Genomic DNA, 16,531 nt, shown 5'->3' with positions numbered 1-16,531 from the left:
TCTAAGCAATGAATAAGCCTAGCATCTACTACTGATTTTTATCTAAAATGAACAAAACTATCGTTTAGTGTCATGACAAAGTGTAGCGATTTATAACACTGATAACAAATGATTCTTTAGACAAAAAAATAGCACCTACCCTAGTAGATGCTATTGATTAAATACGATCTCTTCAATAAGGCAAATATTTTAAACTGCTATTTCAAAAACAGCGCCATCGCCTTTTTAAACAAGCCACCATAGGGCGGTAGCAAGATATTTAGACCATTCAATTTTGATTGTACAAAGATAGGTTTCATATGGCTCAAACGCTCAAAGCCAGCTTTACCATGGTAAGCACCTGTACCTGAATCACCAACACCGCCGAATGGCAAGTCATGCTGCGCCACATGCATAATAACCTCATTAATACATAGACCGCCCGATACCGTATTGGTGCGTACCTTGTCGATATCACGGTTATTATCGCCAAAGACATATAATGCCAATGGGCGTGGACGGGCGTTAACAAACGCAATCGCATTATCAAGAGTGTCATAGTGCATGAGCGGTAAAACGGGTGCAAATATCTCGTTTTGCATCACATCACTCTCAGGCGCAGGCTCGCTGATGATGACCGGTGGCATAAGGCGAGTTTCAATACTGGCTTCTGCATCCGTTAAGCGGTGGATACCCTCGCCTGACAAACTGTCCAAATAGCCTTTGACACGCTTGAACTGCTGAACGTTAATAATGCGCGAGTAATCAGTATTGCTTTCAATATTGGGATAGTGTTTCTGCATCCACTCTCTTGCCAGACGAACAAATTCATCATGATATTGGCGCTGAATCAGTACATAGTCAGGCGCGATACAAGTCTGACCAGCATTCAAGGTCTTGCCCATCATCACACGATTGACAGCATTTTCTAGGTTAGCACCCTCTAGTACTATGACTGGTGACTTGCCACCGAGCTCAAGCGTGACCGGTGTCAGATTCGGTGCTGCCGCTGCCATCACCTTTTTGCCAACGGCGGTAGAGCCGGTATAGAGCAGGTGATCAAAGGGCAGCTCACTGAAGGCTGCTGCAATCTCAACTTCACCTGTGACCACACAAACCATATCTGGTGAAAAATAGCGCGAAATGGTTTCTGCAAAGGTTTGCGCAAATTGCGGCGCCGCTTCACTCATTTTAACCATGATGCGGTTGCCAGCGGTAAGCGCATCAATCATCGGTCCTATCGCTAAAAACAAAGGATAGTTCCAAGGCACCATAATACCGACCACACCCAGTGGCTGCGGCAAAATCTCATTATGTGCTGGCATATATAGTGCTGAGATTGATACTCGCTGCGCCTTCATCCATCTTTTACCGTGCTTTTTGGCATGGCTGATACCCGTAAAGCTCGGAAACAGCTCGGCAAATTGGGTTTCTGATTCACTACGATAGCCAAAATCAGCGCTGATAGCATTAGCAAGCAGCTGTTGATTGTCACTCAGCATCAGCTCTAGATTGTCGAGTTGGTCTTTACGCGTTGCCCAATCATTAATCGGCTGAGTACGGCTTAAATTTTGCATACGTGAAAACTGTGACTGCATATCTGCCACGGTTTTAATGATACTGAGCCCTTCGTGCTCATCGTATCTAGGATGTATCGTTTGAAGCTGATTGTTTTGATCGCTGTCTGTCATATATCTTCCTTGTCATATACGTGAGAGTCGGCACGCTTCGTTAAATTTAAGACTCTATAGCTATTATTAGATGCTAAACCGCCTCTAATATCCCTTATTATCGGTATAAACGTACTATTTATACAATAAAACCTAATAGAGAAAACAGCCAAAACTCCATATTATAGAATACCACTCTCTTACATATTACTTTTGTTTAGTGCCATTTAATGTAGCGCATCAATCTCTGAATGAACAGCATCTTTGATGCACCCATGGGTTTGTATACGATGCGTATCTGCTCAGTGCAAGGTGGCTTTTTTTGGATATTTTATCTCTCAATACTCTTACAACTTAAGATAATCAAAATTAAAATTTGGGCGACAATATGAAAACTGCTACACTCAAGGACAGCAATATTAACAATAGATAGCCCTTTCTACATAACAAAAATATAAGACAGCCACTCTCATGCCAAATACTATGCAGGCGCTTAATACGCCACCGCTCAATGATGCCATCATCACAAAATCAATCATAGCCGCTGACTATGTGCCTACCCTCGATGCCATGCTATCACGTACATTAGCGCGCATCGCTCTCAAAAAAGAGCAAGGGCTGCGTACGCCTGATGAGCTATGGATTGTCGATCACAATGACGTTTATACCCTTGGGCAAGCAGGTAAAGAAGAGCATATATTGCAGCGTACCAATACCCCTATCATCAAAACAGATCGGGGTGGTCAGGTGACGTGGCATGGACATGGTCAATTGGTGATGTATTGGCTGTTTGATTTGGACAGTATCGGCTGGAGTGTGCGCAATATGGTCTCTCACGCTGAGCAAGCGATTGAGGATGTGGTCAATGACTGCCTCAAGAGCACAGCATCGAATGATACCATCCATATCAGCGCCCGTGCCCGCCGTGATGCGCCTGGTGTCTATCTATATGCTGATACGGCTGCAGAAATTGACAGCGCTACTTCTACTGATGAGATAGAAATTGACAATACCATTATGATTGGCAAAATTGCATCGCTTGGCTTTAAAATCAAGCATGGTTTTAGCTACCATGGTATTGCTATTAATTTAGATTGTGATTTATCGGCATTTAACGCCATCAATCCTTGCGGTTATGCTGGCATGCAAATGTTGCGTTTGGCGGACTTTGTTAATATGAACCAAGCGACCAATACACAGCCAAACAATTTGCCGCTTACCGATGACAAAAAAACACTTACCTATGAGCAATTTACGCAACAGCTCATTGACAATATTGCACAGCGTCATGCAGGAGAAATCCCACTGCGTGAGTTAGCGCCAAAACAGGATCGTTGAGTCTTTTTTTGCATAATCCTTTTTTGCATAATATCGTGCGCGCTTAGACTTAAGCATTGTGAGAAAATTTGATTCAAACTTGTTATAATCGAAAACGGCACAAATTGGGCGCAGTAACAAACCTTGTACGCCGACTTTAACCCTTTACGACTCAAACATTCATAACAAAAGTAAATTGGAGTATTTTATGGCAGATTTTAACAAAATTTTGGACGCAGGCGATGTCGACGGCGGCATCATCAATGTCGTAATAGAAATCCCAGCTGGTAGTAGCCATAAAATTGAGTGGAATCGCGAGTTGGCCGTATTTGAGCTTGATCGTGTTGACCCACAGATTTTTGCCAAGCCTTGCAACTATGGTTTTATCCCGCAAACCCTTGATGAAGATGGTGATGAGCTTGATGCCCTAATCCTCACTGAACAGCCTTTGCCGACTGGTATTTTCTTAAAAGCGAAAGTCATCGGTGTGATGAAGTTCGTTGATGATGGCGAAGTCGATGACAAAATCGTCGTCGTACCTGCTGACGACCGTGATACAGGCAATGCTTATAACAGTCTGGCGGACTTACCAAAGCAGCTGATCAACCAGTTACAGTTCCATTTTAGCCATTATAAAGACCTTAAAAAACCAGGGACGACGGTGGTTGAATCTTGGGGTGATGTGAGCGAGGCCAAAGAAGTGATTAAAGAGTCTATCCAGCGCTGGAAAGATCTATAAATTAAAGCAAAGTAACATTAATGAAAATACCGCAGACATGATGACTGCGGTATTTTTTTGCTTGAATTTTGCCTGCATAACAGGGTTATAATACCCAAATCTACTTATTATTATGCTCAAATAAGGACCGTCATGTTTGACTCTGATTCAGGCTCAAAGCCTGCCAAAATAAGATTACCAAAGACCGTTATTATGATGGTCGAAAAAGGCAATCTGGTCATGGCGATTAAGACGTTAGCCACTGATGAAAATATCAGCATGGATGCTGCAAAATCTCGTATAGATGCGTACGAGCTTGCTATCAAAAACGAACAGCAGCAAAAATTAAACAGTATCGCCAATAAACAAGGGATTCCCAGTCAAGCATTTAGCTTTGACAGAGAACAGGCCGAGGACGATACTGAGCGCTTAATTAAGAGTAAAGTCAAAAGCACACCGTCCGAACAAGGCTTTCAAAGCTTACAAGATGGTCTTGATAATCAGCTTAATGATTTGGGCTATAAAAAACCCTTACTGCCCTACTGGGCAAAGCGACTACTCATCATTGCTATCATCATGGCAGGGTTATTTTGGATATTATGGCGTGTGTTTGGCTAGTCTATTATAAGTGGTTCCATTATACCAGTCTGTTTTAAGTGGTCTATTAATAGGTTTAGAGGGTAAAATAACTGGTTCCCTTGGGGTATACCTAAAATTTTACAATAATTATAGGACAGATAACAATTGGTATGTTACTCCGTTGCTTAATTTGAATGATTATTTTAGCTTCTTAACGAGGCATTAGTTTTTACAAGGAAGTCAAATGAGAATTAAAGAAGAATTGAAAAAATCTGGTTACTTTTTGCTTCCTGAAAACGAAGATAAAAAAATTCCAGGAAACTTATCTATACTAGATGGTGGAGAAATTGAACTTGAGGTAGTTGGCCTATTTGATGAAAGTATTGAAGCTCTTAATGGAAATGATGATCTAAGAAGAATTGTTGGTCACGTAGAAAAAGATGGTTTTGTTACTCTAGAGAACTGTTTCTACAGAAAGAAGAATTTTGCATTTGGCGGTATAAGCAAATCAACAGTTCATGTCAATAAAGTCATTAGCGGGGTTCGCTATGGTAAAGACGAAGCTATTACATTTAATACTGTTACTTTCACAGTAGAAGGTATAAACGAGTGGGTAGGGATAACCGGAATAGGAATTTCCTATAGCAGCGACTACAAAACAGCAACTATAAGTTATGTTCCTCAGGAAGAAATAGTCTACAACTTACAAACAGGATTTAAGTTGCATATCCTTTTCGGATATACGCTTCCAGGATCTGGTAATACAACAGAAGCTAAAATAACTCATCGAACGTACTTCAGATTATCATCTGATGATGCAAAGGAGTTTGTAGAGTTCAGCAAGATTATACATCAACTTACGTATTTACTTGGTTTTGCGGTTGATTCTACAGTCACGATTAGTGACGTATCTGCAACATCAAATGAGATAGTCAGGGAAATTTCACAAGGGAAAACAATACCTGTGACTATGAAACTATACTACCCCAGTCTACCTTTTTCAGATAATGTACCAAAAATTGACACACATAAAATGCTATTTCGTTTTGCAGACATTCATGAAAATGCTGAACATGTATTTAATCAATGGTTTAGTACCTACTCGATAATACGCCCGTCTCTTGGGCTGTATTTCTCTGCAGTATCTGGAGACTACAAGTACTTGGATGGAAAATTCTTGGCACTTGCACAAGCTCTAGAAACGTATCATAGAAGAACATCAAATGAGACCTTGAAAGATGAAGCAGAGTTTAGGGCAATGATCGCATCTATTCTATGGAATTGCCCAAAACAACATAGGAGATGGTTGCGGGGGCGGTTGTATCATGGCAATGAAATTAATCTTGGTCAAAGGATTAAACGGATTATTGAGCCTTACAAGTCTTATATCGGAAGTTCAAAGCAGCGAAATAAGTTTATTAGAAACGTAGTCAACACTAGAAATTATCTTACTCACTATAGTGAGGATCTTGAAAAAGACTCTCTTAAAGGCTCGGAACTATGGAGACTATGTCAAAAAATGGAAGCTGTCTTTCAGCTTCATCTTCTACAGCAGTTGGGTTTCGAAGAGCTTGATATTCAAAGAATACTGAGTAATAACTACAAGCTAAAACAGAAGTTTGATGAAATATAACAAGTTAATTAACTATGCGTTTTTGGCGCCGAGCGCAGCAAAGATGCGCCTGCTATTGAGGTTTTGCCACTGTCTGCTATTCCCATAACGGGCTTTATGGTAAATAGAAATCCACTTCCTACCTATTTACATGAGTATCAGTAATCTTTTATGCATTAAAAAAGGATACCGTAGTATCCTCTTTTATTTTAGATCAAAGCTAATAGAATACTATTCTAGTGATGCTCACCCGGTAAGATTCTAGCAAAGGCACGCTGGGCAAGGTTTGGTTTTTTATCAGTAGTCAGTCCAGCACGAGTGCTTGGAAAAATACGATAACCTATCGATTGAATACCAACGTTAATCGCTGGTGCCAATGAATAAGTAGCTGAGGCAAATTTACCCATGTTGCTGGCAATACTGTTTGGTTTATGAACAATCGCTTTGGCGACCATCATTGCTGCCTCATCTGGCATAAGCGCCGGCATGTAACGGTATAACTTAGTCGGCTCAATCATAGGCGTGCGTACCAATGGCATAAAGATATTGGTTATCGTCACATTATCGCCTTTGACTTCAGCAGCTAAACAACGACTAAAAGCATCTAATGCCGATTTTGAGGCGACATACGCGGCAAAACGCGGACTGTTTGCCAATACACCAATCGATGAGATATTAACAATTTGACCTGTTTGACGTTCAATCATCGTCGGCAAAAATCCAAGGACGATTTTGACTGCGCCAAAGTAATTGATATCCATGGTGCGCTCAAAATCATGGAAGCGCTCAGTAGACTCATGAACCGAGCGTCGAATTGAACGCCCCGCATTATTTACCAATACATCAACATGACCAAAATCCGCCAAAATTTGCGTGCTGACTTTTTCAATTTCATCCATGTTGGTCAAATCACAAGGGTAATAACTGGCCTTACCACCAAGCTCCTCAATACTTTCTTTAACGGCTTTTAGCTTATCTTCAGTTCGTGCTAATAAAATGACATGAGCGCCGCATTCACTGAGTAAATAGGCAGTCCGCTCACCAATACCGCTTGATGCCCCCGTTATAATGATATTCTTGTCTTGAACTGCTTTATTGATTGCTTTTTTTGAGGGGTTAGCCATAAAACATCCTTTTTGTTTATTATATTCCCAATAATGTGCAGCTCTAGAGTAGCAAAATTACATTGTAATTACTCGAAAAATTATCAGTAAAATTTTATAAAAATAATATTGCGAACCGATAACAAAGGGGCAGCAAATCTTCCCTGCTGCTATGCCCAGTTTTTTAGCTATAATTGCCTTTATAGGTTACGCCTCTTAAAGGAGAATGTCTTTTGATAGAAATGCTAGCTCATTATGTTGATCTGATTGCCAAATTCGTTGAAGTCGTTGGTGTTCTTATTATGCTTTTTGGACTATTTTATGCTTTTTATAGAGCCATTCGTTTAACGGGTCGCTTTACCCATGACTCCTATGTCGAAATCCGGCAGACGGTTGGTAAGTCTATTTTATTAGGGCTCGAAGTGCTCATCGCTGCTGATATTATGGCTACCGTAGTCACAGAGCCCACGTTGCGTAGCGTTTTGGTCTTGGGATTTATTGTACTCATTCGAACTTTTTTAAGCTTGTCTTTACAAGTTGAACTAGAAGGCCGCTTTCCTTGGCAACACCCCAAATCTGCGCCTGAACAAAAGTCGAAAGCCGAGCATGCTGATGAGTTGTAATATGTGTTTCATTGTAAATATAGTTAAAATATCTCAAAAACGCTACAGTGCTGCTGGTATAAATTTTTTGCAGCCTCTGTCTGCATAGGCACAGCAAGCAAGAAAAATTAATATCAGCAGTACTTGATGTATCGATATTACTTTTCTCTGACTATAGCTATTCATGCCTTACTCATGAGCCTGCAAAAAAGCTTCAACCACGCGAAACTGTCCAGCGGTACTCTCCTCGCCATACATGGCTTGACGAAAGGCATTAGAGTTCGGAATACCGGTGGTATACCAAGCGATATGCTTGCGCGCAATACGGCAGCCTGAATATTCACCATAAAACTCATACAGCTCCTCTAAATGCGTCAGTACAATCTTTTTTATCTCGCTAACACTTGGGTGCGCCAGCGTCTCCCCTGTGCGCAAAAAATGCTCAATATCACGAAATATCCATGGTTGTCCTTGTGCCGCACGTCCAATCATTACCGCATCGCAACCGGTCAGCTCATAGACGCGCTGCGCTTTTTGTGCACTATCGATGTCGCCATTTGCGATAACTGGAATGCTAATACTTTCTTTGACCTCACGTATCAGCTCATAACGCGCCTCGCCAGTGTACATATCTTCGCGCGTGCGACCATGTATAGCAATAGCAGCAATGCCCGCTTGTTCTGCTCGCTTTGCAACGCGCAAAATGTTCTCACGCCCATTCTCATAGCCCAATCGTGTTTTTAACGTCACAGGCGCATCGACGGCATTCACCGCAGCATCTAGCAAGCGCGCCACTAAATCCTCATCTTGTAGTAATGCAGAGCCTGCCAGCTTACGACAAACCTTTTTGGCAGGGCAGCCCATATTAATATCAATAATCTGTGCACCATTATCAATCTGATAACGGGCCGCTGCTGCCAATTTATCAGGTTCTGCGCCCGCTATCTGTGCAGAAATAGGCGCAATCTCATTATCGAAATTGGCACGATAAAGCGATTTTTTGCGCGCATACAATGCCGTATCAGCGATAATCATCTCACTGACGGCATGACCTGCACCAAAGGATTTACATAACCTGCGAAAAGGATTGTCAGTGACCCCTGCCATCGGCGCGACTATCAGACGGTTTTCAATCGTCAAGCCGCCAATCATTAATGGTTGCAATAGAGGATGGTCAGACGCTAGAAAATTCGAAGGTGAAACTGGAGAATTAGTAGACATAAAAGACGGCTTGCTGTTGATTAAAATTAGTCAATAAAAACAAGCCGTTATTCTAAGGATTCGTACGTATAATGCAAGCGATTAACGTGAATAACTTGCATTGATAAACCCTTCTTTTTGAACAGTAAGCCCTTATTTATCAAACACACTGCCCTGCTCTAGCGTTATATCTTCATCATGCTCCTGCATACGCCATGGCAAAATATTTGGCGAGACATTGACAAAGTGTAGATATTTCTCAAACTGATCAATAATGTCATTGATGATTGACTCTGGTTGATAACCATATAAATCATAAGTTTGACCACCACGGCGCAAATATACCTCAGCACGATAATGGTGCTCTTGTGGTAATTCACTGGCTTTATCATTCGTATAATAGTCAGGAACCTCATGCTCTGACAAACGCACTTCATACCAAAATTCAACATTATCGCCACGTCTTAATTCCAATACAGCACGGTTATTGACCTCATCATAATTAACATCCGGCAGCCAGCCCGTTTCGGCAAATTTTGCGGCCACTTCATTCATCGATGATAAAACTGTGCCTTTGATATAACTTAGCACTTTGTCGCGCGTTGGTTGATTGGTCATATAGTCAATACGATCACGCCATGCGTCTAACTTTAATAAATGTGGTGGTAGGTGATTGTCATTGGCTAAGCTCTGATTGCGATGCCCTTCAATACGTAGCGCACGCCACATGCCAAATATCGAAATCAATATAATAACAGCAAAGGGTAAAGCGCTGACAATAGCGGCAGTTTGCAAAGCAGTCAGTCCACCAGCTACCAGTAGAGCCGCGGCAACCGCGCCTTCGGTCACTACCCAAAACGTACGTTGCCACCATGGCGTATCACTACGTCCACCCGCTGCAAGAGAATCAATAACCAGCGAACCTGAATCTGACGAGGTCACAAAAAAGGTAATAATCAATAATACGGTCAATGACGACACTATCTGAGTGAAAGGCAAGTTCTCCAATAATTTAAATAACGCAATTGCTTGGTTATTTTGTACCTCAGTGATGAGCCCATCGTAACCATCAACCATAATCATATGTAGTGCAGTATCACCAAAAACTGCGAACCAAAAGAACGTAAAGAATGTTGGCACCAACATTACGCCCAATACGAATTCACGGATAGTACGGCCCCGACTGATTTTGGCAATAAACAATCCGACAAAGGGTGCCCAAGCAATCGTCCATGCAAAGATAAAGAGCGTCCAACTGCCAATCCAATCACTCGACTGATAGGCTTGCAAGCTAAAAGTACGCTCAACGATATTGCCTAAATAGCTGCCTGTATTTTCCATAAAGGCATTGAGAATAAATATGGTCGGACCCACAATAAAGACAAACAGCATCAGCCCCGTTGCTAACAGCATGTTTAAAATCGACAGTCGCTTTACGCCTTTGTCCATGCCAGCGAGGACGGATACTAAAGCTGCTAGTGTCACCAGCGCAATAATAATCACCTGAACTGTCATGCTGACCGGTACCGTATTTGGTAGTAGATAATTTAGGCCTGCGTTGATTTGCGATACAGAAATCCCTAAACTGGTTGCGATACCGAACATCGTGCCCACAATGGCAAATACATCAACAGTGTGTCCAATCGGGCCATAAATTTTATCACCAATTAACGGATATAGTGTTGAGCGCATTGACAGGGGTAAGCCATGACGAAAAGAGAAGTACGCCAGTGACAAACCGACCACACCATAAATCGCCCAAATATGAAAGCCCCAGTGGAAATAGGCAATTTGCATTGCTTCTTTGGCGGCCTCGATAGTCTGCGGCGTTGAGAGTGGCGGACTGGCAAAGTGTATCACTGGCTCTGCTACGCCGTAAAATAGTAAAGCGATGCCGTACCCTGCTGAAAACAGCATGGCAAACCATTCAAGAAAATTATACTCTGCCACCGCATGATCTGGACCCAGCTTGATACTGCCATAAGACGAGAACGCCAAGACAATAATAAACATCAAAAATATGGCCACTGCCAACATATAGAACCAACCGAAGGTTTCGGTGGTAAAATTCAGAACAGTGCTAAACAACTCACCAGCAGACTCCGGATTAATAGCTGTACCAATCACTAATAGCAGCATAATGACTGCTGCCGGCACAAAGACTGGCAATAAAATAGTAGAACGGGAGGATTTGTTCTTCATAAGCAGATTCTTATTAACGAGCAAGTAGAGCTACTGTTTATCATAAACGCCTTACAAACCCCAGCATTGCTGCTCATTTGTCACATTACTTGAACTATTGTTACAGCACTATTACCTAAAAACAAAAAAGGCACCTTGTTAGTTGCTCTTTTATTGTTATTTAAAACATAACTGATATTTATTATTTTGACTCAGAACGCCAATCAGCTCTCTCAAAATTCCGCATTAATAATCGCTGCCAATTGCGCAGCTGTTTTTGCAAGCTCTGCATGATCTGCTTGGGTGACGGCATGGCGACCAAGCTCATGGATGCTCGAAGGAATCAGATGCACATGGTAATGGAATACCGTTTGCCCGGCTTCTGCGCCATTGAGCTGCATTTGAATAATGCCTTCTCGCTCAAATACTTGACGCTGGGCTTGCATGACTTTTTTGGCCGTCATCAGTACAGCAGAAGCGTACTCAGGTTCAAGCTCAGCCAAATCCACCGCTTTTTGCTTAGGAATGACCAAAACATGTCCTGCTGCTTGCGGCATAATATCCATAAAAGCAAGAGTCTTGTCATCTTCATAAACTTTATGATAAGGGATATCGCCATCGAGCATTTTGGCAAAAATATTATCGTCTTTATAAGTAGTTTGCTGATTGGCTTGGCTCATTATTTTATTCCTTAAACGTTTATGATAGTCAGCCCTAAATAAAAGAAATACGAATATCATCAAGCACTACTGGGGTTAATTTTTCTTGCTTGCTGTGTCTACGCAGACAGAGGCTGCGAATCATTAACCCCGGTAGTGCTGTACTCTTTTAAAAGTAGATCAACTATTATAGTATCGAATCGAAGTTAGTATTAAGTGGATAGCAAGTATTAAACGGATACTTACATCAGAAAATATAGTGGACGAAATCTGCTTTAAGTACAAGTACCGGATAATCATTGATTCATCTTAATCACCAACCCGCTGCTTTCATTGATGATGAATTTATTGACGAGCCACGCGCGATAAATGTTATATTAATCTACTCTCTTAATGACCTCATATTTATGGATTTGACTGCCTTGCCAACTCAATTATCGAATAATACTGATACTGATACACAGTCTATCAATGACGCTATGACCCATAATGCTACTGCAAACCATGGTGAGCATCAGCAAACACTTGGGAAGAGCAGCCCGACAACGATTGCCCCAAATGCCATTATTTTGGCGCACGCACTGACCGATAAGGCAATCAGTTGGCATATTCATAACTGTAAAATCAGTCAAAAGACCGTTACCCAAGACTTGCCGCTGCCGTTTTTATATCACTATGACAGCTTAGAAGATGCCATTAAGCAGGCCCATCCTTTGACGCCAAAGCTACTGGCACAATTTAATACGCTGATGACAGCGCAAGAAGCTGCCAAGCTAATTGGTATTGACGAGGCGTTATTATCAATACCGTGGCATGTCAAGGTGGTTGGCTCATTGGTGGTGTTTAGCGAAGCATTACAACTCGCTGTCCGCTTGCATTGGACCAATACCGGCAAAGAGACGCAGCAAATTTATACCCAAGATAAAGACGATGCTGTTGTTGCCGCCTTTAAAGACTGGCAGTTCTTTGGTCGTATTGATATCCTATATAAAAACAACAACCAACCACTGATTAGTATTGACGAACAAAGCATTGATACAGAAACCAATAAGCCGCTGCCATTGACGATACAGGCCGATATCGACTATCAATACCTACCAGCAACTCATGCCTTAGTCGTGATTGCCAAGCTAGAAGCCGATAAAGGCGAGCTCCCTTGGTTTGAAAGCGCTATTTTGGAGCGCATTGCATAAATTATTGACCCTTAAGTCTTGCTCGTTATAGGTTAATTATTTTCAGTTACTCATATCTAATGGTATGGTAACGACTTAGTATTATTCACTAGTACTCTCCTGGTATAAAAAGCACACTATCATTATCACAACCACTATCGCAGCGGATGCTGCACATATTAATAAATCTCGCTCATTTGTAAGGAATACCACATGGATTATAATTCAAAAACCTCTACCGGCGGTCGCAATATGGCAGGTGCTCGTGCCTTATGGCGCGCAACCGGCATGACTGATGGCGACTTTGGCAAACCGATTATTGCCATTGCCAACTCCTTTACTCAGTTTGTACCCGGCCATGTGCATCTAAAAGACTTGGGGCAAATGGTTGCACGTGAAATTGAAAAAGCAGGCGGCGTTGCAAAAGAGTTTAATACTATTGCCGTTGATGATGGTATTGCCATGGGTCATAGCGGCATGTTGTACTCCTTGCCGAGTCGCGATTTGATTGCTGATTCTGTTGAGTATATGGTCAATGCCCACTGCGCCGATGCGCTAGTATGTATTTCTAACTGCGATAAAATCACCCCTGGTATGTTAATGGCAGCTCTGCGCCTCAATATTCCGGTAGTATTTATTTCAGGTGGACCGATGGAAGCGGGCAAAATTATCGCCAGTACCGTGGCACACAGCCATAATAATGATGGTGGTAGCGACGTCCATAGCACTGACAGTAAAGGCAATGCCATTCGCAAGCTTGACCTCGTCGATGCGATGATGGATGCCGCTGATGACAGCATTAGTGATGAAGATGTTGCCGCTATTGAAGCCTCAGCCTGTCCTACCTGTGGGTCGTGCTCTGGTATGTTCACCGCCAACTCTATGAACTGCTTGACCGAAGCATTAGGATTGGCATTACCGGGTAATGGCTCGCTGTTGGCAACTCACTCACTGCGCCGCGAGCTATTCTTAGAAGCGGGTCGCACGATTGTGTCACTAGCCAAACGCCGCTACGAGCAAGATGACGATTCGGTACTACCGCGCTCTATCGCCACTAAAGCCGCCTTTGAAAACGCCATGACTTTAGACATCGCCATGGGAGGCTCGACCAACACTATTTTGCATCTGCTTGCTGCTGCACATGAAGCTGAAGTTGATTTTAAAATGCATGATATTGACCGTCTAAGCCGTGGCGTCCCTTGTTTGGCTAAAGTTGCCCCTGCGTCACAAAAGTATCATATGGAAGATGTGCATCGTGCTGGCGGTGTCTTTGCGCTATTGGCCGAGCTTGACCGTGCTGGCTTGCTGCACACCGATTTGCCGACTATTCATAGTGCCACGATGAAAGAAGCGATTGATAAATGGGATATTATGAATCCTGACAATCTTGAAGCACGAGCACGCTATATCGCAGCGCCTGGTGGCGTACGGACGACTGAGGCGTTTTCACAATCAAAAGAGTGGTCAAATCTGGATGTGAACCGTGAGTCAGGTTGTATCCGTAGTGCCCAGCATGCTTATTCAACAGATGGCGGTCTTGCCGTACTATACGGTAATATTGCTGAGCGCGGCTGTGTGGTCAAAACCGCCGGCGTTGATGACAGCATTCTAGTTTTCACTGGACGTGCACGCATATTTGAATCACAAGACGATGCGGTAGCAGCGGTACTTGACGATCAAATCGTCGCAGGCGATGTGGTTATCATTCGTTTTGAGGGTCCAAAAGGCGGTCCTGGTATGCAAGAGATGCTCTATCCAACCACTTATCTAAAATCAAAAGGTTTGGGTAAAGAATGTGCGCTGCTCACCGATGGCCGCTTCTCTGGTGGTACCTCAGGTCTATCGATTGGTCATGCCAGCCCTGAAGCCGCTGAAGGCGGTGCCATTGGTCTGGTGCAAGAAGGCGATACTATTCATATTGATATCCCAAACCGTACCATCAATATGCAAGTCAGCACCGAAGAGTTAGCCGCTCGCCGCGCAGAAATGGAAAATCGTGGTCGTGACGCTTGGAAACCCGTCAACCGTGAGCGTCATGTCTCTCCGGCTCTACGTGCCTATGCAGCAATGACCACCAGTGCCGATACGGGTGCCGTACGTGATGTCAGCCAAGTTGAGCGTTAAACGTTAGTTCTTAATTACCGCTCTTAAGCCAAATCTATCAAACGATATCTAGCATATTCTACTAAGCCTGCGCGATGCAGGCTTTTTTTTCACCAAAAAACAACGTATCTGTCTATTTAATCACTGTCTGATAACGATTTTTTGCGATATTTATATGGATTTACCGTCATTATAAATGGCTATTACATATGAGATTATTTTAACCTCTGCAGCCAAATATAATGAATACACCTTAAAAATACCGTGCTGCTAGGATGAATTTTGCTCACTGTGTAGACAAGAGGCTTTGAGAAATTAATCCTAGTAGCGCACTGCTTAACTTATACTTTCTTTAAACTGACCATATAACAGCGTGCACCAACCTTATGATTGAAAATTATAATTTATTCTTATTGGTCTGCGGCATTGCCTTTTTATTTGGTGCGCTGTTTCCGATTATCTTTAAACGCACGCCCATCTCCTTGCCCATGCTGCAATTAAGCTTTGGTTTGCTGATGGGCTATTTTTGGACAAGTTTGGCATTTTTGAACCCTATCGATAATGGACTGATTATCGAAAAACTGACAGAAATTGTGGTATTGGTTTCTTTGGTTGGTGCTGGCATAAAGATTGATACCGGACTATCGTGGCAACTATGGCGCCCAACGATGCGTCTATTGCTCATCACTATGCCGGTCGGCATTTTTGCGATGGCAATGTTAGGCTACTACGCCTTTGGTATGACGCTGGGCGCGGCAATTTTGCTAGGTGCTGTACTTGCGCCGACCGATCCCGTGCTGGCTTCAAGCATCCAAGTTGGACCACCTAACACTGGTGGCGAAGATACGACACGCTTTACGTTAACGTCAGAAGCTGGATTGAATGATGGTTTGGCGTTTCCTTTTGTCTATCTCGCGATTAAGATAGCGGAAGCCTATAGTGGAGGACAGCGTTTTACGGGCGAGATGCTTTGGTCATGGTTCACCCACGATGTACTATGGAAAATTGGTGCAGGTTTAGTGGTTGGAGTTATCGTTGGTAAAGTGATGGCAAAACTGGTATTTTCAAAATACAGCCGTGAGACGACTATTTCTCAAGGCTATGTCGTTATTGCCATTACCCTGCTGGCATATGGACTGGCAGAATATGTGCATAGCTATGGCTTTATTGCGGTATTCGTCGCCGCATTTGCATTTCGGCGCTCAGAGTGTGAGCACACCTATCATGCGAAGTTACATGACTTCGCTGAACAGTCAGAAGGGCTACTGATGTCGTTGGTACTCGTCATATTTGGTATGTTTCTTGGTCAAGGTCTACAAGCTGGCGTCGAGCTGACATGGCGCGTTTATATTGTCAGCTTTACTTTCTTATTGCTGATACGTCCGCTTGGCGCGATGGTTGCCCTATCTGGCCTCAAAATGCATCATACTGAAAAATATGCTATTTCCGCATTGGGCATTCGTGGCATTGGCACCTTATACTATTTGTCTTATGCGCTCAACCAAGGATTTTTTAATGATGAAGATGCTCTTAAACTTTGGATAGTGTGCTCAATTGTGATTTTAGCTTCTATCTTTGTCCATGGCTTAAGTGCACCATGGTTGCTTAAAATGACACCAAATAAGCCACATTGATG

13 protein-coding genes are annotated in these 16,531 nt (G+C 42.7%); 8 read left to right on the top strand and 5 right to left on the bottom strand.

Annotated features, from left to right (window positions below):
- Window positions 1-197: 197 nt before the first annotated feature.
- The gene (locus JMW90_RS10625) at window positions 198-1,670 is read right to left on the bottom strand and encodes a coniferyl aldehyde dehydrogenase (protein ID WP_201564002.1); all 1,473 of its coding nucleotides are present in this window, start codon (window positions 1,668-1,670) and stop codon (window positions 198-200) included.
- 450 nt (window positions 1,671-2,120) lie between these two features.
- Here JMW90_RS10625 and lipB point away from each other — a divergent pair, with 450 nt between their 5' ends.
- From lipB to JMW90_RS10605, 4 genes are all read left to right on the top strand, one after another.
- A complete protein-coding gene (lipB, locus tag JMW90_RS10620; RefSeq protein ID WP_201564000.1) occupies window positions 2,121-2,987 on the top strand; it encodes a lipoyl(octanoyl) transferase LipB in 867 nt (288 codons plus the stop codon).
- 187 nt (window positions 2,988-3,174) lie between these two features.
- Complete coding sequence (locus JMW90_RS10615; RefSeq protein WP_201563998.1) at window positions 3,175-3,705, top strand: inorganic diphosphatase; 531 nt, start codon at window positions 3,175-3,177, stop codon at window positions 3,703-3,705.
- A 132-nt stretch (window positions 3,706-3,837) separates the two neighbouring features.
- On the top strand, window positions 3,838-4,302 hold the full coding sequence (locus JMW90_RS10610) for a hypothetical protein (RefSeq protein ID WP_201563996.1): 465 nt from the start codon (window positions 3,838-3,840) through the stop codon (window positions 4,300-4,302).
- A 205-nt stretch (window positions 4,303-4,507) separates the two neighbouring features.
- A complete protein-coding gene (locus JMW90_RS10605; protein ID WP_201563994.1) occupies window positions 4,508-5,896 on the top strand; it encodes an ApeA N-terminal domain 1-containing protein in 1,389 nt (462 codons plus the stop codon).
- A gap of 215 nt (window positions 5,897-6,111) precedes the next feature.
- Here the strand turns inward: JMW90_RS10605 and JMW90_RS10600 are convergent, their stop codons facing one another.
- On the bottom strand, window positions 6,112-6,999 hold the full coding sequence (locus JMW90_RS10600) for an SDR family NAD(P)-dependent oxidoreductase (protein ID WP_201563992.1): 888 nt from the start codon (window positions 6,997-6,999) through the stop codon (window positions 6,112-6,114).
- A gap of 221 nt (window positions 7,000-7,220) precedes the next feature.
- On the opposite strand from JMW90_RS10600, the gene JMW90_RS10595 reads away from it, so the two are divergent.
- Window positions 7,221-7,601: a DUF1622 domain-containing protein gene (locus JMW90_RS10595; protein ID WP_227691941.1), complete on the top strand. Its 381-nt coding sequence runs from the start codon at window positions 7,221-7,223 to the stop codon at window positions 7,599-7,601.
- 168 nt (window positions 7,602-7,769) lie between these two features.
- Here the strand turns inward: JMW90_RS10595 and dusB are convergent, their stop codons facing one another.
- From dusB to JMW90_RS10580, 3 genes are all read right to left on the bottom strand, one after another.
- Window positions 7,770-8,801 (bottom strand): tRNA dihydrouridine synthase DusB, encoded by a 1,032-nt coding sequence (gene dusB, locus JMW90_RS10590; protein WP_201563988.1) that lies wholly within the window; start codon window positions 8,799-8,801, stop codon window positions 7,770-7,772.
- A gap of 132 nt (window positions 8,802-8,933) precedes the next feature.
- Complete coding sequence (locus tag JMW90_RS10585; protein WP_201563986.1) at window positions 8,934-10,982, bottom strand: BCCT family transporter; 2,049 nt, start codon at window positions 10,980-10,982, stop codon at window positions 8,934-8,936.
- A 212-nt stretch (window positions 10,983-11,194) separates the two neighbouring features.
- Window positions 11,195-11,641 carry an HIT family protein gene (locus tag JMW90_RS10580; protein ID WP_201563984.1) on the bottom strand — a complete coding sequence of 149 codons (447 nt, stop codon included), beginning with the start codon at window positions 11,639-11,641 and terminating at the stop codon, window positions 11,195-11,197.
- 386 nt (window positions 11,642-12,027) lie between these two features.
- On the opposite strand from JMW90_RS10580, the gene JMW90_RS10575 reads away from it, so the two are divergent.
- From JMW90_RS10575 to JMW90_RS10565, 3 genes are all read left to right on the top strand, one after another.
- On the top strand, window positions 12,028-12,813 hold the full coding sequence (locus tag JMW90_RS10575; protein WP_201563982.1) for a hypothetical protein: 786 nt from the start codon (window positions 12,028-12,030) through the stop codon (window positions 12,811-12,813).
- A gap of 192 nt (window positions 12,814-13,005) precedes the next feature.
- Window positions 13,006-14,916 (top strand): dihydroxy-acid dehydratase, encoded by a 1,911-nt coding sequence (gene ilvD, locus JMW90_RS10570; RefSeq protein ID WP_201563980.1) that lies wholly within the window; start codon window positions 13,006-13,008, stop codon window positions 14,914-14,916.
- Window positions 14,917-15,281: 365 nt separating this feature from the next.
- On the top strand, window positions 15,282-16,529 hold the full coding sequence (locus JMW90_RS10565) for a cation:proton antiporter (protein ID WP_201563978.1): 1,248 nt from the start codon (window positions 15,282-15,284) through the stop codon (window positions 16,527-16,529).
- Window positions 16,530-16,531: the final 2 nt, after the last annotated feature.

The organism is Psychrobacter glacincola (assembly GCF_904846215.1).
Classification (GTDB): Bacteria; Pseudomonadota; Gammaproteobacteria; order Pseudomonadales; family Moraxellaceae; genus Psychrobacter; species Psychrobacter glacincola.
This window is presented reverse-complemented; position numbering and strand designations above follow the sequence as displayed.